Source organism: Marinobacter sp. (genome assembly GCF_034669625.1).
GTDB lineage: Bacteria > Pseudomonadota > Gammaproteobacteria > Pseudomonadales > Oleiphilaceae > Marinobacter.
In genome coordinates this window covers 207,005-227,503 of sequence record NZ_JAXMOY010000005.1, presented here as the reverse complement: position 1 = coordinate 227,503, position 20,499 = coordinate 207,005, and the positions used below count along the sequence as shown (strand labels likewise).

At 54.4% G+C, this 20,499-nt stretch carries 17 protein-coding genes; 15 read left to right on the top strand and 2 right to left on the bottom strand.

The window, feature by feature from the left end; translation table 11 throughout:
- Positions 1-11: 11 nt before the first annotated feature.
- Complete coding sequence (gene nadB, locus VOI14_RS06775) at positions 12-1,619, bottom strand: L-aspartate oxidase (RefSeq protein WP_323751270.1); 1,608 nt, start codon at positions 1,617-1,619, stop codon at positions 12-14.
- Positions 1,620-1,826: 207 nt separating this feature from the next.
- Between nadB and rpoE the strand changes: the two genes are divergently transcribed.
- The 13 genes from rpoE (at position 1,827) to pdxJ (ending at position 15,131) form a co-directional block, all read left to right on the top strand.
- Positions 1,827-2,444 carry an RNA polymerase sigma factor RpoE gene (gene rpoE / locus VOI14_RS06770; RefSeq protein ID WP_416361394.1) on the top strand — a complete coding sequence of 206 codons (618 nt, stop codon included), beginning with the start codon at positions 1,827-1,829 and terminating at the stop codon, positions 2,442-2,444.
- A 15-nt stretch (positions 2,445-2,459) separates the two neighbouring features.
- Positions 2,460-3,020, top strand: coding sequence for a sigma-E factor negative regulatory protein (locus tag VOI14_RS06765; RefSeq protein WP_323751268.1), 561 nt, complete (start codon positions 2,460-2,462; stop codon positions 3,018-3,020).
- Between the two features lie 17 nt (positions 3,021-3,037).
- On the top strand, positions 3,038-4,084 hold the full coding sequence (locus VOI14_RS06760; protein WP_416361393.1) for a MucB/RseB C-terminal domain-containing protein: 1,047 nt from the start codon (positions 3,038-3,040) through the stop codon (positions 4,082-4,084).
- On the top strand, positions 4,074-4,523 hold the full coding sequence (locus tag VOI14_RS06755) for a SoxR reducing system RseC family protein (RefSeq protein WP_323751267.1): 450 nt from the start codon (positions 4,074-4,076) through the stop codon (positions 4,521-4,523). Before VOI14_RS06760 ends, VOI14_RS06755 begins: the two co-directional genes overlap by 11 nt.
- Positions 4,524-4,607: 84 nt before the next feature.
- Positions 4,608-6,083, top strand: coding sequence for a DegQ family serine endoprotease (locus VOI14_RS06750; RefSeq protein WP_323751266.1), 1,476 nt, complete (start codon positions 4,608-4,610; stop codon positions 6,081-6,083).
- Positions 6,084-6,207: 124 nt separating this feature from the next.
- Positions 6,208-8,931, top strand: a complete 2,724-nt coding sequence (locus VOI14_RS06745) for an EAL domain-containing protein (protein WP_323751265.1) — start codon at positions 6,208-6,210, stop codon at positions 8,929-8,931.
- A gap of 102 nt (positions 8,932-9,033) precedes the next feature.
- On the top strand, positions 9,034-10,836 hold the full coding sequence (gene lepA, locus VOI14_RS06740) for a translation elongation factor 4 (protein WP_323751264.1): 1,803 nt from the start codon (positions 9,034-9,036) through the stop codon (positions 10,834-10,836).
- 17 nt (positions 10,837-10,853) lie between these two features.
- Positions 10,854-11,636, top strand: a complete 783-nt coding sequence (gene lepB, locus VOI14_RS06735; protein ID WP_323751263.1) for a signal peptidase I — start codon at positions 10,854-10,856, stop codon at positions 11,634-11,636.
- A 26-nt stretch (positions 11,637-11,662) separates the two neighbouring features.
- A complete protein-coding gene (locus VOI14_RS06730) occupies positions 11,663-12,049 on the top strand; it encodes a DUF4845 domain-containing protein (protein ID WP_323751262.1) in 387 nt (128 codons plus the stop codon).
- Complete coding sequence (gene rnc / locus VOI14_RS06725; RefSeq protein WP_323751261.1) at positions 12,046-12,735, top strand: ribonuclease III; 690 nt, start codon at positions 12,046-12,048, stop codon at positions 12,733-12,735. Before VOI14_RS06730 ends, rnc begins: the two co-directional genes overlap by 4 nt.
- Positions 12,735-13,652, top strand: coding sequence for a GTPase Era (gene era / locus VOI14_RS06720; RefSeq protein WP_323751288.1), 918 nt, complete (start codon positions 12,735-12,737; stop codon positions 13,650-13,652). Before rnc ends, era begins: the two co-directional genes overlap by 1 nt.
- A gap of 7 nt (positions 13,653-13,659) precedes the next feature.
- A complete protein-coding gene (recO, locus tag VOI14_RS06715) occupies positions 13,660-14,400 on the top strand; it encodes a DNA repair protein RecO (RefSeq protein WP_323751260.1) in 741 nt (246 codons plus the stop codon).
- Entirely contained in the window at positions 14,397-15,131 is a 735-nt protein-coding gene (gene pdxJ / locus VOI14_RS06710; RefSeq protein ID WP_323751259.1) for a pyridoxine 5'-phosphate synthase, read from the top strand. Before recO ends, pdxJ begins: the two co-directional genes overlap by 4 nt.
- A 5-nt stretch (positions 15,132-15,136) precedes the next feature.
- Here the strand turns inward: pdxJ and VOI14_RS06705 are convergent, their stop codons facing one another.
- Positions 15,137-18,001 (bottom strand): ATP-binding protein, encoded by a 2,865-nt coding sequence (locus VOI14_RS06705; protein WP_323751258.1) that lies wholly within the window; start codon positions 17,999-18,001, stop codon positions 15,137-15,139.
- A gap of 158 nt (positions 18,002-18,159) precedes the next feature.
- Between VOI14_RS06705 and cysM the strand changes: the two genes are divergently transcribed.
- Positions 18,160-19,053: a cysteine synthase CysM gene (cysM, locus tag VOI14_RS06700; RefSeq protein ID WP_323751257.1), complete on the top strand. Its 894-nt coding sequence runs from the start codon at positions 18,160-18,162 to the stop codon at positions 19,051-19,053.
- Positions 19,054-19,081: 28 nt separating this feature from the next.
- Positions 19,082-20,434, top strand: a complete 1,353-nt coding sequence (gene rlmD, locus VOI14_RS06695) for a 23S rRNA (uracil(1939)-C(5))-methyltransferase RlmD (protein ID WP_323751256.1) — start codon at positions 19,082-19,084, stop codon at positions 20,432-20,434.
- Positions 20,435-20,499: the final 65 nt, after the last annotated feature.

Genomic DNA, 20,499 nt, shown 5'->3' with positions numbered 1-20,499 from the left:
AAGGCCCTGACTCAAGGAGCCAGAGTTCGATAAGTTGTTGGTACCAGCACAGTGTCGCGGGCGTCGCTCTGAGCTTGCGGGTAGTCCAGAGTGTAATGCAGTCCGCGGCTCTCTTTCCGCTGCAGAGCGGAGCATATGATCAGGTCTGATATGGTGACCAAATTCCGTAATTCAATGAGGTCGTTGGTAACCCGGTAGTTGCTGTAGAACTCGTTGATTTCACCCTGTAGCAGGTCCACCCGGTGTTTGGCTCGGTGCAGTCGCTTAGTTGTCCGCACAATGCCGACATAGTCCCACATGAAGTGACGCAGCTCATCCCAGTTATGGGAGATAATGACGTCTTCATCGGAATCGCGAACCTGACTTTCGTCCCATACGGGCACGGAAGGCACGGTTGGAATATTCGCTTCCCGGCGAGCAATGTCTTGAGCTGCCGCGCGGCCATAGACCAAACATTCAAGTAGCGAATTGCTGGCCATGCGGTTGGCGCCATGAAGACCGGTGAACGCGGCTTCGCCGACCACGTAAAGCTGGTTGATGTCGGTTCGGGCGCGTTCGTCGCTAATGACACCGCCGCACGTGTAGTGGGCCGCAGGCACGACGGGAATGGGGTCTTTGGTAATGTCGATGCCGAAACCGAGGCATTTCTCGTAAATCGTCGGAAAGTGATGCTTGATGAAATCAGCCGGCTTGTGGCTGATGTCCAGGTACAGATGGTCAGCACCTAAACGCTTCATTTCGTGGTCGATGGCCCGGGCAACCACATCCCGGGGTGCGAGCTCGGCGCGCTCGTCAAACTTATCCATGAACCGGCTGCCATCGGGCAGTTTCAGAATACCGCCTTCACCGCGAACGGCTTCGGTGATCAGGAAGGATTTGGCATGAGGGTGGTACAAACAGGTCGGATGGAACTGGTTGAACTCCATGTTGGCGACCCTGCAGCCGGCCCGCCATGCCATGGCGATGCCGTCGCCGGACGCCCCGTCGGGGTTGGTGGTGTAACGATACGCTTTGGAGGCGCCGCCGGTTGCAATAACCGTGAAGCGTGCGCGGTAGAGCTCCACGTGGTTGTCTTCAAGATTGAGTACGTAGGCGCCTACGCAGCGATTTCCCGGCAACGACAGGTTGCGGTTGGTGATCAGGTCCACCGCGACTCGGCCGGATTTGAGTTCAACGTTGCGCTTGGCGACTGACTGGCTGGCCAGCGTTGTGGACACGGCCTGACCGGTTGCATCGGCTGCGTGGATGATGCGGCGATGGCTATGGCCGCCCTCACGGGTCAGGTGATATTGGTCATTTTCTTCTTTGCGGGTGAAGGTCACGCCAGATTCGATGAGCCAATCAATGCTCTCTTTGCCGTGCTCTACGGTAAAACGCACGGCATCTTCGTGGCAGAGGCCGCCTCCCGCGTTCAGGGTATCCTGAATATGGTTTTCGACCGAGTCGGTTGCATCGAGAACAGCCGCAATCCCGCCTTGAGCCCAGAGCGTGGCCCCGGAACTAATGTCGGCTTTACTGATTACGCATATGTTTAAGTGCTCTGGCAAATTCAAAGCGACAGTCAGTCCGGCTGCGCCGCTGCCGATAATAAGAACATCGTATTCGTAGGATTGTGGCATTGGGTCGTTGTCGCAGGCCATAATGTGGAAGTGTATTGAACTAAACTTTGTGCTTGCTGTCTATTTGGCCCGATGGATATGTCTCGAGCCAGTTGCTGTTGGCAACCTGGGTTCATGTATGAACGCCGGAATGACACAATGACACAAGTGAGCCTATTAAAAGCCACCCAGATGGCCAACCGAACGGGACAGTCCGTTGCTTCGTCCATGATTTCCGATACAGATTCTAAATCGAGTGAGCAGACTGAAAGCCAGACGGATTTGCAGCTGGTGCGCAAGGTTCGTAATGGGGATCGGTCGGCGTTCGACCTGCTGGTGGTGAAATACCAGTCCCGGGTAGCCTCCATTATCAGCCGATACGTATACGACAGCCACGAAGTGATGGATTTAGCGCAAGAAACGTTCATTAAAGCGTTTCGGGCAATCGACCGGTTCCGTGGCGACAGTGCATTTTACACTTGGCTGTACCGTATTGCTGTGAATACCGCAAAAAATTACCTGGAAGCACGTGGTCGCAGGCCTCAAGGGACTTCCGATTCTTCCGAGGCGGAAAATTACGACGATGGCCGCCGGTTGCGGGACGTGGCCTCACCAGAAAAACTGCTGCAAAAAGATCAGTTGCAAACGGCGTTGGCTGAAGCGATTGCCGCGTTGCCCGAGGAACTAAGGTCCGCTTTCTTGCTCAGAGAATATGACGGTCTTAGTTATGAGGACATTGCCCGGATTCTGGAGTGCCCGATTGGCACCGTACGTTCCCGGATTTTCAGGGCCCGGGATGCAGTGGATCGCCACATTGGTCCACTTCTTAATAATTCAGTGACGTAAGTGAGGTTGCACCCGATGGATGAGCGTCTCAGAGAAACTCTGTCAGCAATGATGGACGATGAAGCGGACGAGCTTTCAGTGCGCAGATTGCTTTCGCACGACGATCAGAACGAAGTCAGAGAGCAGTGGCAGAGATGGCAGCAGGTTCGCGACTTGATGCACGAAGCACCGAGTGCCTCATACAGCGTCGATGTCGCAGGCGCTGTGCGTGCTGCGATCGATGACCAGGAGCCCCCGGAAGCAGTCTCTGCGACGGCCAAAATGCGTGCTGGCGGTTATTGGCATTGGCCGGTGGCGGCTATGGTTGCATTGGCGCTGGTTGTCGGATTTGGTGCCGGAGCTGGTTGGGGGACCTCGCCGGGGGACACTGAGAATGCGTTGGCGGTGACTGGAGTAGATCAGAGTGGACCCCAGTTAGCCCTGAGTACGGAAGAAGTAGCCCTGCAGCGGCTCGATGAGCAGCAGCTGCGACAGGTACGTCAGTATTTGCTGGAGCATGCCCAGCATAACAGTGTCGGGGCCGGGCGGGGCTCAATGGGGTACGCGAGAATGGTAAGTGCGAACGGCGGCTATTGAGCCCGAGGTGTCTGGATATGAAATTTCCGCTTAAAGGTAAGCTCGCCATGGCTCGAGTGCTGATGCTCGCGGCGCTGGTTTTCCTTGCGCCAGGCATGTCGGCACATGCTCAAGGTGAGGCGGCCGAAACTCCGTCATCGATGTCAGCAATGGACTGGCTGGAGCGGCTGGGCCCGGCACTGAACATGACCTCCTATGAGGGCGTATTTGTATACGCCAGAGGTGATCAGGTGCATTCCATGGGCATCGCACACCGGTACCGGGACGGTCAGGTGGAAGAACGCTTGGTCATGCAAGATGGTGGCTCAGGCGAGATTGTCAGAAAAGGTATGGATGTGGTCTGTGTGTTGCCGGATCAGGGGCGAATCCGTCTGGATGAAGTCATTCCGTCGGGGCCATTCGCTGAGGCGTTTGCCAGCCAGTTAATGCCAGTCAGTCAGTGGTATCAGCCGGAGTTGGTTGGTGGGGACCGGGTAGCTGGCTACGATGTGGTTACAGTGGATCTGACGGCCAAAGACCCTTATCGGTATAGCCATCGTCTCTGGATTGAAAAAGAAACAGGGCTTTTGGTAAAAAGCCACGTGCGGGATGTCGACGACACCGTTCTGGAACATTTCCAGTACACCAGTTTGAAAATTACCGACGACATTGCTGATGAAAAGTTTGAAGTCCAAACCCAGGGACTTGAGGTTACCCGTCATCTCGGGACTCCGGAGCCGCAGCAGTCTTCCGTCGGCCGAATGACCGGCTGGACGTTGAATTGGCGACCTGAAGGTTACATGCCTGCGGCCACACCCAGCTCGAGCAACGGCAAAGCGGTCGCGTTCTCGGATGGCTTGGCAACATTTTCGGTGTTCGTTGAGCCGGTGAAAGGGCTCAAAATGCCAACGGGCGCCTCCCGGGTTGGCGCATCTACCGTCTATATCCATGAAGTGTTGGTGGCAGAGCGGCCGTTTCTGATTGTAGTTGTCGGAGAAATTCCTCCTGGAGCCGCCCGAAAAGTCGCGAATGCGGTGTCGATCGATGATGCCCTGGCGCGAGGGTGGGTGGCCAGTGATCACTGAGACCGGAAAAGTCATCGCCCTTCAGGGTCCGCAAGCCTGGGTGCAGACCATTCAAATCAGTGCATGCGAAAGTTGTTCTGCCCGAGCCGGTTGTGGTCAGCGTGCGCTTGCAGCGGTCTCTGGCGGTAAAGCCAATCAGGTGCTGGTGCTGAATACGGGCGATGCGCAAGTGGGCGACGAGGTTGTGATCGGAGTCGATGAGCAATCTCTGCTAACGGCCTCTTTGGCCGTATACGGGGTGCCGCTGTTGTTCATGGTGCTGATGAGTATTGGCGGTTACCGGTTGCTTGGCGAAATGGATCTGGTGGCCATTGTGGGTGCGCTACTCGGTTTGGCAACGGGGTTCTGGCTGGTTCGCCGTTGGCAATCGCGGTCGGGTGATCGGTTTCAGCCTCACATGGTTCGAGTGAACAGGATTGTGTCGGTCTCTTGTCTCTAAAACCTACCAATTTTTAAGTTGAAAAGTGGGTGTCCAGCCATAAATTGTAACGACAGACCTACGGCCAAATTAAGAGGGTTCAACATGCAAAAAACTAATACGCCGGTCGCTCGTTATCGTGATGGGTTCCGGCCGGGTTTTGTTCTGGGTGCTTGGCTGATTTTCGCTGTTTTGGTGACGGCGGTATGGAGCCAGAGTGTCGCTGCGCGTGGTTTGCCGGATTTCACCGAGCTTGTTGAGGAAAACTCCAGTGCGGTGGTGAATATCAGTACCACCAGTGAGCCAGCCGGTCGCCGGTCCCGTTTTCAGGGGCTACCATTCGATGAGGGTCAGCTGGATCAGTTACCTCCGTTTCTGCAGGACTTCTTTCGTGGCCCCAACTCCCCCTTCGGCGGAGCTCCGGGCGGCAAACAGCCGACTCGCTCAATGGGCTCGGGCTTTATTGTGTCAAAAGATGGTTATGTACTGACGAATAATCATGTGGTCGAGGGTGCCGATGAAGTGGTGGTTCGGCTGAACGACCGCCGGGAGTTTGCCGCGACCATTGTGGGCACCGATCCCCGTTCCGACATGGCCGTTTTGAAAATCGAAAATGCGGAAGACCTTCCAGTGGTAAAGGTTGGTAGTTCTGAAGAACTCAAAGTTGGTGAGTGGGTGTTTGCGATTGGCTCTCCCTTCGGATTCGATTACACGGTGACTGCGGGTATCGTCAGTGCGCTTGGCCGGTCGCTGCCCTCGGAAAACTATGTTCCTTTTATCCAAACCGATGTTGCCATCAATCCGGGTAACTCGGGTGGGCCGCTTTTCAATCTGGACGGCGAAGTCATCGGTATCAACTCTCAGATTTATACGCGTTCCGGTGGGTTCATGGGCGTGTCTTTTGCTATTCCTATTGATGATGCCATGAGCGTGTTTCGCCAGCTTCGCGATGAGGGGGCTGTGGCCCGTGGTTGGCTGGGCGTGTTGATTCAGGAGGTCAATCGCGATCTTGCGGAGACCTTTGGTCTGAAACGCCCCCGAGGAGCCCTGATCGCCGAGGTCATGATGAATTCACCCGCTCAGACCGGAGGTCTTCAGTCCGGCGATATCGTTCTTGAGTACAACGGTGAGGAAATTGAACTGTCCTCGGATTTGCCCCCCAAAGTGGGCCGCACGCCGGTGGGAGAGTCCGCCCGGTTGACCGTTTTGAGGGGCGGTGACGAGATAGAACTGGATGTTGAAATCGGAGAGTTGCCAGAGGACGGTCGCGCAAGCCAATCCAAGACCGATGACCATGGTAGTGGGACCGCAGGCGCGCTTGGCCTGACGGTTGAACCACTGACGCCGGAAAATGCCCGTGCAGCGGGTGTTGAAAGCGGAGTGTTGGTTACCAACGTTGAGCGAGGGCCTGCGCTTGAAGCGGGCATCCGAAACCGGGATATCATCACCGAAATAAACCGCAATCGAGTCGAGTCGCTGAAAGCTTTTCGGGCGGTTGTAAAAGATTTGCCAAAAGGCCAGGCGGTGTCTGTGCGTGTCGTACGTCAGGGCCGACCAATTTATCTGGTGATGAGGCCGTAATCCAAGTCTGTCCGTTAAAGCTGTGCGTTGGCTCCCGGAGCGTGTCACGACATGCCCGGGAGCTTTTGCTATACTCACCGGATCTTTTTTGAAATCTAGGTCATGGGATGGACCCGGTGACAATATGAAAAATAAGGAATTATCCCTCCGCCAACTTCTTAAGCTGCGCAACTCGTGGTTGGCCTTGCTCGTTTTTATCGGCTCCGTTGGTGTCACCATTTTATTATGGCAGGTATCCATCCGATTGGTGGAGGACCGTGCAGAAGCCAAGTTCCGAGCTCAATCCTTACAACTCAAAACGGCTATTGAAGAACGCCTGCTTAACTACGAACAGGTGTTGGCGGGCAGTGCGGGTCTCTTTGCTGTGAAGAGCGAGGTCAGTCGTGATGAGTGGCGAGAGTACGTTGAAAAAGTAGACATCAACCGTTACTACCCCGGAATTGAGGGGATCGGCTTTGTCCAGCGCATTGGTGTGCGGCAAATGGCCGATCACATCGCCTTCGTTCGAGCGCAAGGGGTTTACAAATATCTGGTTAAGCCTTTGGGGGCTGGGCCAGATTACTATCCCATGGTGTACCTTGAACCGGGTACGGAACGAAATTTAAGCGCTCTCGGTTACAATGCGTTCAGCGATCCCATACACCGTGTCACCATGGAGCGGGCTCGGGATGATGCCAAACCGATGGTGACGGGCAAGGTGGTATTGGTTCAGGAGTCTTTGGCCGAAGATCAGGCAGGGTTCCTCATGTATTACCCGGTGTATCAAGGCGGAACCATTCCTGATGTCCGGGTCGAACGCCGAATGATGCTGGCGGGCTATGTGTTCAGTGCGTTCCGAATGAATAACCTGCTTGATGGTATTGTCGGGTTGATTTCCCCGTTTCTTGATGTGCGCATTTATGATTCGGCTGTCGTGTCCAGAAGTACGCTCATGTACGGTTCCAATCTGGGGTCGCTGGATAATGAGTTCAGTTTTGAACTTAGCCAGACTTTGTCTCACGGTGGCCGGGAGTGGCTGCTTCAAACCCGCTCCACGCCCGCGTTTGATTACCTAGCCTCGGACCCTCGCCCGCCAATTGTGCTGGGTTCAGGGTTGGCGATCAGTGTTTTGATGTACCTGTTTGTGTTGTCGCTGGTGCGGTCTCGTTTGGGTGCGCAGGTCAACGCGGGCCGATATCGGGCGATTACCGAAGGTGCCGCGAACGTGACGCTGGTGATGGATCGGGCGGGTAAACCCACGTATGCAAGCCCATCCGGTCTGGATATCCTCGGTTTTGACCCTGACCGCGTCGCGGATCTGGATTTTAAATCGTTGGTCAATGCCGAAGATTGGCTCGGATTGCAGCAGGCATTCACCGATGCAATGTTGTCTCCAGGCAAGCAAATGCCAGCGGTGCGGGCGCGCGTCAATGACGCAGAAGGTCATTGCCGTGAGATGGAGGGGACATTTACCTCGATGTTAAACGTGCCCGGGGTCGGCGGTGTGGTGTTGAGCTTACGAGACCTCACGCAGCTGAAAGCGGCCCAGTCTGAATTGCACCGATTGGCTTTTTTCGATCCTTTAACCGGTTTGGCTAATCGCCAGTTGTTCCGTGATCGTTTGAACCACGTGGTTCGCCGTTCCCGTCGCAGCGGAGAGCCGGCGGCGTTGATGTATCTGGACCTGGATGGTTTCAAGCGAATCAACGATACGTTGGGGCATGATTGTGGTGATGAGTTGCTTCGGCAGGTGGCGGAGTGGCTTCAAGGTTGTGTGCGAGAAGAAGATTCCGTGGCGCGTTTGGGCGGCGATGAATTTGTTGTTTTGCTCTCGAGAGTCAGTGGAACTGAGGCCGCCAGCAAAGTAGCGGAGACTATTTTGCGGCGACTGTGCCAGAGAGTCAGGCTTAACGATCACGATGTTGGCGTAACGGTCAGTATTGGTGTTGCCATGATCCCCCATGACAGCGAAGACGTAGGCACGCTGATGAAGTACGCGGATCTGGCCATGTATCGAGCGAAGGAGATGGGCCGAAACAATTACCAATTCTTCACGCCGGCTATGAACATCAAGGCTGCGCGTCGAATGTTACAGCAGGAAGAGTTGGCGACAGCGCTTAATGAAGATCGCTTCGTGTTGCATTATCAGCCGAAAGTGGATCTGGTAAGCCAGAAAGTGATTGGGGTTGAGGCCTTTCTGCGTTGGCATCACCCTGAAAAGGGCATTGTTCCAGCTCAGCAGTTTATTAATCTGGCTGATGAAACCGGATTGATTGTCAGACTGGGCGAGCAGGCGTTCAGGCAAGCCTGCATCCAGGTTCAGGCGCTGGAGCGCGCAGGCTTCGAATCACTGAAAATGGCGATTAATTTTTCAGTTCGTCAAATCACCGACACCGGCTTTCTGGACCTGATACGCCGGGTCATTACCGAGACTGGCGTGGCCGCGGATCGGATAGAGCTGGAACTTCCAGCGGAATTGTTGAACGAAGACCCGCGCATGTTGCGGGAATTGTTGGTGGCGCTGAATGATCTGGGTGTTTGCCTGATATTGGATGATTTCGGAAAGGGATCCTGCTCACTAGTCGCGTTGCAGCAGCTGCCACTGGATGTCATCAAGATTGACCATGGGTTTATTCGTGATATCCCCTACAACGTTAGCGCGACCGATGTCGCTTCAGCGGTGATTGCCCTGGCGCACAAACTGCACCTGACTGTCGTCGCCGAAGGTGTTGAAACCATGCAGCAATTGGCCTTCCTGAAGTCGGCGGGTTGTGCCCAGTGCCAAGGCAATTTGTTCAGCTATCCACTGGATGAAGATGCCTTGATCGGGTTCTTGATTCGCCAGTATGAGAAGCCGCTTATTTCCTGATCATGGCAATAGCGGCCGGATACCGGTAAAATCACGCCGTTCCCGGACCCGTAGCGGCTATACCGGGCTCAATCCCACGTCTTATATGAGTAATCATTGTCTGTGACTGAACTGAGCCGAATCCGTAACTTTTCCATTATTGCCCACATCGACCACGGTAAATCCACGCTGGCGGATCGTTTTATTCAAAGCTGTGGCGGTTTGACCGAGCGTGAAATGGCCGCTCAGGTGCTCGACTCCATGGACCTCGAGAGAGAGCGGGGCATCACCATCAAAGCCCAAAGCGTGACGCTCAACTACACCGCTCGGGATGGCGAAACTTACAAACTGAATTTTATCGACACGCCGGGGCACGTAGACTTTTCATACGAAGTGTCCCGTTCCCTGTATGCGTGTGAAGGTGCGCTGCTTGTCGTGGATGCCGGTCAGGGCGTAGAAGCGCAGTCGGTTGCCAACTGTTACACCGCACTGGAACAGGGTCTGGAAGTTGTTCCGGTACTGAACAAAATGGACCTTCCTCAGGCCGAACCAGAGCGTGTGGCGGCTGAAATTGAGGACATTATCGGCATTGAAGCTCAAGACGCGGTGCGCTGCAGTGCCAAAAGTGGTCTGGGCGTAGAAGACGTGCTTGAGGATCTGATCCAGAAGATCCCGCCTCCTGTAGGTGACCGAAGTGCACCGTTGCAGGCGCTGATTATCGATTCCTGGTTTGATAACTATCTGGGCGTTGTATCGTTGGTTCGGGTCATCGAAGGTGTTCTGCGCAAAGGCGACAAGATTGTTATCAAGTCGACCAGCAAGGCCTGGAACGCGGATAAGGTCGGGATCTTTAACCCGAAACCGACCGATACCAATATTCTGGAAGCGGGCGATGTAGGCTTCGTGGTTGCGGGTATTAAGGATATCCACGGTGCGCCGGTGGGTGACACCATCGTGCATCAGAAATACGCTGATGAAACCCCGATGCTGCCGGGTTTCCAAAAGGTCAAACCGCAGGTCTACGCAGGTTTGTTCCCGGTCAGTGCGGATGACTATGACGACTTCCGGGACGCGCTTGAAAAACTGACCCTGAATGACGCGTCACTGTTTTTCGAACCTGAAAATTCCGATGCGCTGGGGTTTGGCTTCCGATGTGGTTTCCTGGGCATGTTGCACATGGAAATTATTCAGGAGCGTCTGGAACGCGAATACGATATTGATCTGATTACCACCGCACCGACGGTTATCTATGAGGTGGTTACCAAACAGGGTGAGACGGTGTCGGTAGACAACCCGTCCCGCCTGCCGGACGTTGGTTCCATCGAAGAGATGCGCGAACCGATTGTTGAAGCCAATATTCTGGTGCCGCAGGAGCATTTGGGCAATGTGATTGCCCTGTGTGAAGAGAAGCGGGGCGTTCAGAAAAACATGCACTTCATGTCGTCTCAGGTGCAGCTGAGTTATGAACTTCCGATGGCGGAAGTTGTCATGGACTTCTTTGATCGGGTTAAATCCGCAAGCCGCGGTTTCGCCTCGCTCGATTACCATTTTGTTCGTTTCCAAGACGCGAATCTGGTTCGGTTGGATGTGTTGATCAATGGCGAGCGAGTAGACGCGTTGGCAATCATTGTTCACCGTGATCTGGCCCACCGTAAGGGGCGTCAGTTGATCGAAAAGATGAAAGAACTGATCCCCAGACAGATGTTCGATATTGCCATTCAAGCGGCTATCGGGACTCAGGTGGTATCACGGGTAACTGTGAAAGCGTTACGCAAAAACGTAACGGCTAAGTGTTACGGTGGCGACGTCAGCCGTAAGAAGAAACTGCTTCAGAAGCAGAAGGAAGGCAAAAAGCGTATGAAGCAGCTGGGTAATGTCGAGGTGCCTCAGGAAGCGTTTCTTGCTGTGTTGAAAGTCGATAATTAATAGAGCTAAGGCACCCGATGGATATTGATTTTCCACTGGTATTGGTCGTTCTCACCTTTGTGACGGGTGTAGTTTGGCTTGCGGACAAGTTGTTTTTGAGAAAACGCCGGCTGGCCAGCGTGAACGGAAAACCGACTGCTGAAGGCCCGGAAGAGCCAAAAGAGCCTTGGCTGGTAGATATCAGTCGCTCATTTTTTCCGGTGCTGGCCGTTGTGCTCGTGCTGCGGTCGTTTCTGATCGAGCCTTTCCAGATACCATCCGGCTCTATGCTGCCCACGCTGGAGGTTGGCGATTTCATACTGGTGAACAAATACGCCTATGGACTGAGGCTGCCAGTGGCGGGTACCAAGGTTGTCGAGATCGGCGACCCCGAGCGTGGCGACGTAATGGTTTTTCGCTTTCCGGAAGATGGCGTTACCAATTACATCAAACGAGTGATTGGTTTGCCGGGCGACACGGTGCGCTATCGTAACAAACAGCTCTTTATCAACGATGAGCCGGTGTCTCGGGATTTTGTCGCGCGGTTGCCTCCGATGGAGCGCTGGCGCGAAAGTATGGGCAGTGTTGAACATGATATCTACATCACCATGGGGCGCATGTCTGGGTCTGGTGAAGGTGAGTGGACGGTTCCCGATGGCCATTACTTTGTCATGGGGGACAACCGGGATAACAGTAACGACAGCCGTTTCTGGGGCACGGTTCCTGATGAGCTGGTGGTCGGCAAGGCCTTTGGTATCTGGATGCACTGGAAATCTCTCACAAGTCTGCCATCTTTTGATCGAGTGGGTGGTATTGAATGATCTCGAAGAGTTCGGAGCGAACGCGCATGAAGAATGGATATCCCTCGGGTATGAAGTATCAGCAGGGCAGTGCTTTGACGATGATGATCGTAGCCTTGTTTTTTGCTGGCCTGCTGACGTTTGTCCTCAAAGTTGGTCCGGCTTATCTTGATGACTTCACCATTCAGGAAGCCCTCGAGAACCTTGAGAACATAGATGGCCTCTCCAAAATGGGGCCGGCTCAGGTCCGCGGGGTGATCAACAAGCAATTAAGTGTGAACAACGTACGCGGCTTTGATGCCAAAAATATCACCGTTGATAAAGACGGCGATCTGGTGCTCATAAACGTTGATTATGAAGTTCGCAATAACCTGTTTGGCAGGGTCGATACGGTCGTCCACTTCCAACACGAGTACGAGTTTAAAGGCCAGTGAGCTTAAAACCAGATCTTGACCAACTTCAGCGCCGCATCGGCTATCAGTTCAAAGACCCTGAACGACTGCTGCTGGCGCTTACTCATAGAAGCTTTGGCAACCAGAACAACGAACGCCTGGAATTTCTGGGCGACTCTATCGTCAATATGGTGATCGCCGAGCACCTGTTTTTGAAATTCGAAGCAGCCCGTGAAGGCCAGTTGAGCCGTCTCAGAGCCCGCATGGTGAAAGGGGTCACCCTTGCCGAAATCGGACGCGAGTTCGAGTTGGGCCAATACCTGAGGTTGGGTTCGGGTGAGTTGAAAAGTGGTGGTTTCCGCCGCGAGTCCATCTTGGCCGATGCAGTAGAATCCATCATCGGTGCCATCTATCTGGACAGTGATTTCTATACTTGCCGTGAGCAGGTATTGCGTTGGTTTACAGAGCGATTGGCCGGGTTGGACGTTCAGGATACCCAGAAAGACCCCAAAACCCGGTTGCAGGAATATCTGCAATCGCGCCAGTTTCCGTTACCGCTGTACGAAGTCATTTCGGTGGATGGCGAAGCCCATAATCAAACATTCCATGTGACGTGTTCGCTATCGTCACTGGATCGCAAAACCACTGGCACCGGCAGCAGTCGCCGAATTGCTGAGCAACAGGCCGCCCGAAGTGCCCTTAAGAAACTGGGCGTGGAGAATTCATGATGAACGATATAACCACCCCAGATAACCCGGACAGCCGTTGCGGATTTGTCGCGATCGTAGGTCGACCCAATGTGGGTAAATCTACGCTGTTGAACCACATCCTCGGGCAGAAGCTGAGCATTACTTCTCGCAAACCCCAGACCACACGCCATCAAGTACTGGGTATCAAAACCGAAGGGGACGTACAGGCGATTTATGTTGATACGCCGGGCATGCATGAAGAAGAGCCTCGGGCAATCAACCGCTACATGAACAAGGCGGCAACATCTGCTTTGGTGGATGTCGACGTTGTGGTGTTTGTTGTTGACCAACTGACTTGGACCACCGCCGACGAGATGGTGCTTGAAAAGCTGGCGCGCGTTAAGTGCCCGGTCATTCTGGCCATCAATAAGGTTGATAAGCTGGAAAATCGTGAATTGATGCTGCCGCATCTTGAAACCTTGGCGGCAAAGCGGGAATTCGCTGAAATCATTCCTTTGTCTGCGCTCCGTGAGACCAACCTGGAACCCCTGCAAGAAGCCGTAGGCCGTTTTCTGCCGCAGAGTGTGCATTTCTACCCGGATGATCAGATTACGGATCGCAGCCAGCGCTTTATGGCCTCAGAAATGGTGCGGGAGAAAATCACCCGCCAACTGGGCGCTGAACTGCCGTATTCGGTGGCGGTGGAAATCGAAGAGTTTAAACAGCAAGGCAAGACCCTTCATATTTCGGCACTGATTCTGGTTGAGCGTGAAGGCCAGAGAAAGATCATTATTGGTGACAAGGGTGACCGGATGCGCCGCATTGGTCAGGAAGCCCGGATCGATATGGAGCGCATGTTCGACACCAAGGTTATGCTCAAGCTTTGGGTCAAGGTAAAACGTGGTTGGGCCGATAGTGACCGTGCCCTGAAAAGTCTGGGCATGAACGACCTCTGAGGTTGATATGAGAGGGGCGGTGCAACAGGAGCCCGCTTATGTCATCCATCGGCGGCCATGGCGGGAAACCGCGTTGCAGGTGGATGTCTTTACCCTGAACCATGGCCGTATGAGCATGATTGCCCGAGGTGGAAATAGCGCCAAGAGTCCGCTTAAAGCACAGCTACAACCATTTCAGCCGCTGTTGATTGATTGGGCGGGTAAAAGCGATCTCAAAACTCTGGTGCAACTGGAATTGCGAGCTGCACCCCGGTTAAGTCAAACCCGAGCGTTGTATAGCGGGCTGTACATCAATGAACTTCTGCAACGCATTCTTCCTGCTGCTGACCCCCACCCAGAGTTGTTTGCCAGTTACATCGAAAGCCTTCAGGCTTTGTCCGGTGTTACGGCAAGCGGCGATGTCGAGCCTATATTGCGGCGTTTCGAGCGAGCCTTTGCGGGGGCTTTGGGTTACGATTTTTCATGGGATCAAACAACCGATACCGGAAGCCCGGTAGAGGTTGGTCAGTATTATGGTTATGATCCTGCTGAGGGTATTGTCGCGGCCAGTGGTGCCGACGTTCGCTTAGGGCGACTGCCCGGCGACGCCTTGATTGCGCTGGCTAATGACGACTACGGCAACGAGCCGGCGCGTAAAACGGCTAAACGCGTCATGCGCGTGCTTGTCGATTTTCTGTTGCAGGGAAAGCCGCTACACAGCCGAAGTCTTTTCAGCCATTCCGTTTCTTCATCAGAGAGAACCTTATGAATCCCAGAGTGTTGCTTGGTGTAAACATTGATCATGTGGCCACTTTGCGTGAAGCGCGGGGTACCCGCTATCCCGACCCGGTACAGGCCGCCTTGGTCGCTGAAGAGGCGGGTGCCGATGGCATCACCGTGCACCCTCGGGAAGACCGTCGACACATTCAGGACCGCGATGTGTTGCTGCTGAAGGACGTTTTGCAGACCAAAATGAACCTGGAAATGGCGGTCACCGATGCCATGCTGGCATTTGCCGAACAGGTGAAGCCGGAATGCGTTTGCCTCGTGCCAGAGAAACGAGAAGAGCTGACAACCGAAGGCGGTCTCGATGTCGTAGGGCAGGAAGAGCGAGTGGCCAAGGCGTGTAAGCGACTGACGGACATCGGCGCGGAAGTGTCGCTGTTTATTGATCCGGACACCGCTCAGATAGATGCTGCTGTACGTTGTGGCGCGCCCGTTATTGAACTGCACACGGGCGAATATGCCGAAGCAACAACGCCAGCCCAGGCCGAAACGTCAGTGAAGGTATTGGAAGAAGCAGTCGCCTATGCCCGTGCGCAAGGGTTGATTGTGAATGCCGGGCACGGGCTGCATTACCATAACACCGAAAGAGTGGCCGCGATTCCGGGTATCAATGAGTTGAACATCGGTCACGCCATTGTTGCTCGAGCCTTATTCACCGGATTGAAAGACGCCGTGAAGGACATGCGCGCGATCTTGGACCGCGCGCGGGCCTAGCACGTCTAGAATGTTTCCGGCTGCTGTTGCTGTTCACGGAATAGCGATTGCCAGTCGGTTTGCTCACTCCAGTTTTGCAATCTTTCGATGGCAGAAATCAGCTGATCCTTCAGGATTTCACGATCGGCAGCTTCACATTTCAGTGCGGTTTCAAACCGGTTAGCGGCGGCTCGGAGTTCGGGTACGCCGCAATATCGGGTAGCTCCGTGCAGTTTGTGAATGCATTCCAGCAAGGCTTCCTGATCGTCCTCATTCCAGAGTGCCTGAATCCGGGGAGCGTCGGTATGAAGCTGTTCGAGCAGCATGCTGAACAACTCTTCTGCCAGATCGGCCTTGCCTGCAGCGAGCTGAGTGCTCTCCCTGATGCTCATGCAATCTTGTTGTATCCGCCGGTTAGAGGGGCGAAGGGACCGCCGGGTATCCCTGATCTCGGAGATTTTGAAGGACGGACCGGTGGTTTTGCAGTCGTACCCCGTGTATTCACGAACCAGTTCGTTTAGCTGGCGGCTGCTGATCGGTTTGGGCATGTAGCCATCGAAACCCTGCTGCGAGAGTCGCTCTTGTTCGTCTGCAAGGGCGTGAGCGGTCAATGCGATGATTGGGGTGTAATGCGTGCCTGAGTCTAAATCTCGAATACGTGCGGTTGCTTCCACGCCATCCATTCCCGGCATTTGTAGATCCATGAACACCAGATCGAACGGTTTCTTGCGGGCTTTTGTGAGTGCCTCGAATCCGCTGGAGGCCCCCTCAGCATTAATTTTGCAGTCTTTAAGCAGTGTGATGACCAGCTTCAGATTTGCGTCGTTATCGTCGACTGCCAGAATTCGGGGAGCTTTAACGTGGTTGCGCTCTGTTATTGCTACCGGTGTGTCTTCGCGGTGACCGGAACGGATGCCGTGTATTAGTGCCAGTAGTTCGTCATAGAGCGAATCCCGGCATATTGGCTTGGTTAGGTGGCCGCTGGTTAAGCCTGAAAGCGGCGTATCGAGTGTTTCCAGCGTGGGGGTTAAAAGCAGGGTTCGGCAGTCCCTCTCCACTTCCAGCATTCGGAGTAAGTTGCCGTACTGGCTGGAATTGAGTAAGTGGCGAGTGATGCCAATAATCGCTGCTGCATAGCCTTCCTGATGGAGTTGTGCCTCTTCAACGTGTTCCTGAAGCGCTGCCGGCGACGAGACGCGGTCGACGGTCATGCCCCAATCCCGTAACAAGTGTTCTACGGCCAGCCCTGTGGTCTTCTGCTGTTCGAGGTAAATCACCCGCTCACCCCTTAGCGCTTCTTTCGGTAGCCTGCTGTCAGCGGCTGACGAGAGCTCTGGGGTGAGTGTGAACCAGAAGGTTGAGCCTTTGCCTAACTCGCTGTTAAGCCCGATTTCACCGCCCATTTCTTCCACCAGCCGCTTGGAAATGGCAAGCCCCAGGCCGGTGCCTCCGTATTGTCGGGCTGTCGAAGCGTCCGCCTGACTGAATGCATTGAACAGAGATTGCTGTTGGGCGCGAGACAGGCCCACCCCGGAGTCGGTAATACTGAGGCGCAAAGTGACGCGGTTGTTCTCGGAATCCTCTTCTTCAAGGCTGGCGCGCAACACGACTTCACCGGTTTGGGTGAACTTGATGGCGTTGTTGACCAGATTGGTAATGACCTGCTTTACACGCAAGGGGTCGCCCACAATGTGATCGGGTACATCGTTGTACACTAACGGCACCAGATCGAGATTCTTGGCGTGTGCCGCTGGTGCCAGCATGGTCATTACTTCTTCGACGATATCCCGAAGCGGGAAGGGGACACGGTCGAGCAACAGCTTGCCGGCTTCGATCTTCGAGAAGTCCAGAATGTCGTTGATGATGGTCAGAAGAATCTCTGAGGATTTGCGAATGGTGTTCAGGTGATCACGCTGCTGCCGTGGTAGCGGGGTTTTCAGCAACAGCTCTGTGAATCCGATGATGCCGTTCAGTGGTGTGCGGATTTCATGGGACATGTTGGCCAGAAACTCGGATTTGATCCGGCTGGCTTCAAGGGCTTCCTTACGGGCAAAATCCAGCTCGATGTTCTGGATTTCAATGGTTTCCAGCGTTTCCCGCAGGTCTTCGGTGGCCTGATCGATGTTCTGCTGCATTTCGGCTTGAGCTTTGCCAAGCTCCGATGCCATGTCATTCAAACCAGATTCCAGCTGCTCGAACTCTGGGCCTGCGCTGGTATACACCCGGGTTTCCAATTTCCCTTCTTTGAGGAGTGCGACCGCCTCGTTCAGCTGAAACACCGGGTCAGTGAATGCTCTGCTGAGACGCATGGCGATGCCTATGCTCAGGAAGACACCGCCTATGATCATCAGGAGAGAGATCAGGAGGGCCTTGTACGTTTCCTTTTCGGTCCGGGTGTGGGACATCTCAACCATCACCCAGCCCAGAGGATTTCGGGCCCGAGAGGCGGTCAAACGAGCCTCTGGGTCGATCATGGTCTCAATGCCCAGATCCTGAAGGTGGACGGGATTGATGAATCGAGTGGTGTGGTTAAATGTTAATTTAACTTCTTGATCGGGTTTAAAAGCGTCAGGGGAGATGGAGCCGGAACTGCCCGGACCGGTATGCAGCAGCCGTTTGCCATCGGATGCGAAGAAAGATATTGAGCGGACGTCCTGCTCTTCCAGCAAGGCGTTGGAGAGGCTGCTGAGCAGGCTCCTGTTAGCCGTAAACAGGCCGTATTCCGAACCAGCTGCCAGTTGGCGTGACAGGGACTCGCCTCGGTCATGGAGCAGGCTTTCAATGTTGTTGATCCAGCTGTGGGTGAAAAACAGCCCCAGCAGCAACGTGGTGACGAGGGTGGGAACAAGTGTTACCACCAAGACTTTTTTGCGAATGCCCCACCGCCGCATATCTTGTTCCTGTTATTCTCATGAGTTCCCGGCGATGCCGGGTAAGGCACGTCATTCTGTTATAGCCGGAGGTCATGGATATAGCGATAAGCTGTATTGGGACATAACGGCTATAGCGAGTATGATTCGACCCCGAAAGTGTATCACAGGGTTTCAATATGACTTTCCCCACTGTTGAAGATTATGTCGGCCACACCCCATTAGTGCGTTTACAACGCTTGCTGGGTGACACCAGTAACGTCGTTCTGGCGAAGCTGGAGGGCAACAATCCTGCTGGCTCAGTGAAAGATCGACCTGCTGTCAGTATGATTCAGGAAGCGGAGCGCCGTGGTGACATCAGCCCCGGTGATACCTTGATTGAAGCAACGTCGGGCAACACCGGGATTGCTCTTGCTATGGCTGCGGCCATCAAGGGATACCGGATGGTCCTGATTATGCCGGATAACCTGAGTGAGGAACGCCGGGCGTCGATGCGAGCGTACGGGGCCGAGGTTATTAATGTCACTCCTGAAGTCGGCATGGAAGGTGCCCGGGATTTGGCGATCCGTATGGAAGCCGAGGGCAAGGGTAAAGTGCTAGACCAGTTCAGCAATCAGGACAACCCGTTGGCCCATTACCGCACCACCGGGCCGGAGATCTGGGAGCAGACTGAGGGGCGTGTGACCCACTTTGTCAGCTCCATGGGGACTACCGGTACCATAATGGGGGTGTCCCGTTACCTGAAAGAGTGTAATTCGGAGGTTCAGATTGTCGGGTTGCAGCCGGAAGAGGGTGCTTCTATTCCGGGTATCCGACGCTGGTCCGAAGCGTATCTGCCAAAAATTTACGATGCCGCAAGAGTTGATTCCGTGCTGGACATTGGCCAGCAGGAAGCGGAAGACACCATGCGAGCCCTAGCCAGAGAAGAAGGGATTTTTTGTGGTGTTTCATCCGGTGGTGCAATTGCGGCAGCGCTCCGGCTCTCCAGAGAGGTTGAAAACGCCGTAATCGTTGCCATTATTTGTGATCGCGGAGACCGTTACTTATCCACCGGTGTATTCCCGAGCGCCTGAGCCGGAAACTGACAAGAGACTATCTGATATGAGTAGACGCCGCCGTAAGGTTCTGCCGCAAGAACCCGTGCGTTGTGAGATTGAAAACCTGGGACATGATGGCCGGGGCATTGCCCGTACCGACGGTAAAGTGCAGTTCGTTGATGGCGGTTTGCCGGGCGAAACTGTCATGGCAAAAGTGGTGGGCAGTCGCAGCAAGTTTGATGAGCTTCGCACTTTGGAAGTGTTGGAAGCCGCACCGGACCGCCAGCAGCCACCGTGTAAATTTGCCGACTTGTGTGGCGGATGCAGTCTTCAGCACATGAGCGCCGATGCGCAGATTCGCTTTAAGGAAAATACCCTGCGCGAGCATTTTGCGCACTTTGGCGGTATTGAGCCGGAAGAGTGGGTGGAGCCCATGCGTTCACCGGAGTCGCTTGGTTATCGCCGTAAAGCCCGTCTGGGTGTTCGTTACGTTAAAGCGCGAGAGTCCGTTCTGGTTGGCTTCCGGGAGAAGCGTAACAGTTTCCTCACCGATATTGACGAGTGTGTGGTGCTTGATCCTCGCATTGGCGAGCGAATCATGGCGCTGCGGGAATTGCTGCACGGCATGGAGGCCTTTGATCGGATTGCGCAAGTCGAAGTGGCTTGCGGCGATGATCACGCGGCCATGGTGTTCCGGAATATGGACGCGCTGGTGCCTGACGATCAGGAGAAACTGGTTGCCTTCGGTCAGGCGCATGACCTGCATATCTATCTGCAGCCGAAAGGCCCTGATACCGTTCATCGGATTTGGCCCGAGTCTTCTGGTCGTGATGATGAGCGCTTGAGCTACCGCATGGAAGAGTTCGATCTGACCATGCAGTTCCACCCGATGGATTTCACTCAAGTGAATGCTGGTATCAACAACCAAATGGTGCACCGCGCGGTTGAATGGCTCGATATTCAGCCCGGTGATCGGGTTTTGGATCTGTTCTGCGGTCTCGGCAACTTCACGTTGCCGTTGGCTCGAAAGGGCGGTCATGTTGTGGGTGTGGAAGGTGATGATGCCATGGTGGTGCGTGGCCGTGAGAACGCAAAGCTGAATGGTCTGAATAACGTGGAGTTTTTCGGGGCTGATCTGCACGGCGACTTCACAGAGCAAAGCTGGGCCAAAGAAGGTTTTGACAAGATTTTAATTGATCCGCCACGCTCCGGAGCCGAGGATATCTGTAAATATCTGACGGCTTTTGGCGCGGACCAGATTGTCTATGTTTCTTGTAATCCGGCAACCTTGGCCAGAGACGCCGGTGTCATGGTGAATAATGGCTACCGCCTTGTTCGTGCGGGTGTGATGGACATGTTCCCGCACACCACCCATGTGGAGTCGATCGCCTTGTTCGAGCGCGACAAGCGCAAATAAGTTTGAAGCGCCCGGTTTTCCGAGGTCAGGGTAGACTCTGGCAACCGGGCCAGCATCAGGTAAGT

Excerpts from the sequence above, each read along its gene's own strand:
- nadB (WP_323751270.1), bottom strand. The coding sequence starts at position 1,619 with ATGCCACAATCCTACGAATACGATGTTCTTATTATCGGCAGCGGCGCA.
- rpoE (WP_416361394.1), top strand. The coding sequence starts at position 1,827 with ATGATTTCCGATACAGATTCTAAATCGAGTGAGCAGACTGAAAGCCAG.
- VOI14_RS06765 (WP_323751268.1), top strand. The coding sequence starts at position 2,460 with ATGGATGAGCGTCTCAGAGAAACTCTGTCAGCAATGATGGACGATGAA.
- VOI14_RS06760 (WP_416361393.1), top strand. The coding sequence starts at position 3,038 with ATGAAATTTCCGCTTAAAGGTAAGCTCGCCATGGCTCGAGTGCTGATG.
- VOI14_RS06750 (WP_323751266.1), top strand. The coding sequence starts at position 4,608 with ATGCAAAAAACTAATACGCCGGTCGCTCGTTATCGTGATGGGTTCCGG.
- VOI14_RS06745 (WP_323751265.1), top strand. The coding sequence starts at position 6,208 with ATGAAAAATAAGGAATTATCCCTCCGCCAACTTCTTAAGCTGCGCAAC.
- lepB (WP_323751263.1), top strand. The coding sequence starts at position 10,854 with ATGGATATTGATTTTCCACTGGTATTGGTCGTTCTCACCTTTGTGACG.
- VOI14_RS06730 (WP_323751262.1), top strand. The coding sequence starts at position 11,663 with ATGAAGAATGGATATCCCTCGGGTATGAAGTATCAGCAGGGCAGTGCT.
- era (WP_323751288.1), top strand. The coding sequence starts at position 12,735 with ATGAACGATATAACCACCCCAGATAACCCGGACAGCCGTTGCGGATTT.
- recO (WP_323751260.1), top strand. The coding sequence starts at position 13,660 with ATGAGAGGGGCGGTGCAACAGGAGCCCGCTTATGTCATCCATCGGCGG.
- pdxJ (WP_323751259.1), top strand. The coding sequence starts at position 14,397 with ATGAATCCCAGAGTGTTGCTTGGTGTAAACATTGATCATGTGGCCACT.
- VOI14_RS06705 (WP_323751258.1), bottom strand. The coding sequence starts at position 18,001 with ATGCGGCGGTGGGGCATTCGCAAAAAAGTCTTGGTGGTAACACTTGTT.
- cysM (WP_323751257.1), top strand. The coding sequence starts at position 18,160 with ATGACTTTCCCCACTGTTGAAGATTATGTCGGCCACACCCCATTAGTG.
- rlmD (WP_323751256.1), top strand. The coding sequence starts at position 19,082 with ATGAGTAGACGCCGCCGTAAGGTTCTGCCGCAAGAACCCGTGCGTTGT.